The following is an 848-nucleotide window of genomic DNA, read 5'->3' on the forward strand; positions in this document are numbered from 1 at the left end:
ATAGATGTTCTCACTGAAATTGACTTTGAATAAACTGTTTGCATGGTGCGTGCCATAAAATAAAGATCATTAAAAACAATGATTTAAGGTATTTTCGTTGCGGAGCTGGCGGGCGCCTTTTGCAATATGCAATGCAGGATGCGCGAGGCCTTTACTCGGCCTGCTCTCTGATCGTTTCAGTGATGATGTCTTGAGCATGTTGATTGGGAAATATGTCTATTCCAAGCGTACTCTTTGCGTAATAAACCGCAGCACCAGCGACAAAGATCGTGGCTATCCAAACAATTAGGGTGCTCACAATATGTGCGGATAATTTCAGCATTTTGCCGTAATTTGTTCCGAAGTTCGGGATGAGTCGGCGCTTGTCTTCACCGAGATAGAACACGCAGTAAAAGCGTTTGAACAGCCAAAATGTCAGCTCAAGCGAAAAGATTTTTTTCGACGGTACGGGTATGGCTCTGTCGATCACCCGCTTGATTTCCCGCGCTTGTTCGGTTGAGAGGTCATTTCTGAGCCCCTCAGGTAGCTGAGAGAAGTAATATTCGCTGTTGCGTCTACTACTGTCTTGTTGCCGCTTCGATGCACACATCGCGTTCTTTTCATGCTGGTGCTCAGCGTGGTTAGATTGTTGTGACACAGAGAGGCCTCATAGTTTGGATAGTGGGGGCAGATATTGTCTCTGCCTTGGCGTTGTTCTTGGGCGTCATTGGTGTTTGACGCATGCGCTTCATTGCAGCGATGAGCGCGAAAACGAACATCAGTTGGTAGTAGTTGTTGGTTTGCTTGATCACCCATTCGAGGGATGTCTGTAAATACACTTGGGTTAGCGCGCCAAGCAAGGCGACTGC

At 46.9% G+C, this 848-nt stretch carries 2 protein-coding genes; both read right to left on the bottom strand.

Features of this window, described 5'->3' with window-relative positions:
• Positions 1-151 precede the first annotated feature (151 nt).
• Entirely contained in the window at positions 152-637 is a 486-nt protein-coding gene (locus tag A3751_RS18330) for a hypothetical protein (RefSeq protein ID WP_068522272.1), read from the bottom strand.
• A partial coding sequence (locus A3751_RS23650) for a hypothetical protein (protein WP_231876932.1) occupies positions 621-848 on the bottom strand: 228 nt, incomplete at its 5' end. The genes A3751_RS23650 and A3751_RS18330, both read right to left, overlap by 17 nt.

The sequence above is a fragment of the Oleiphilus sp. HI0080 genome, from assembly GCF_001635135.1.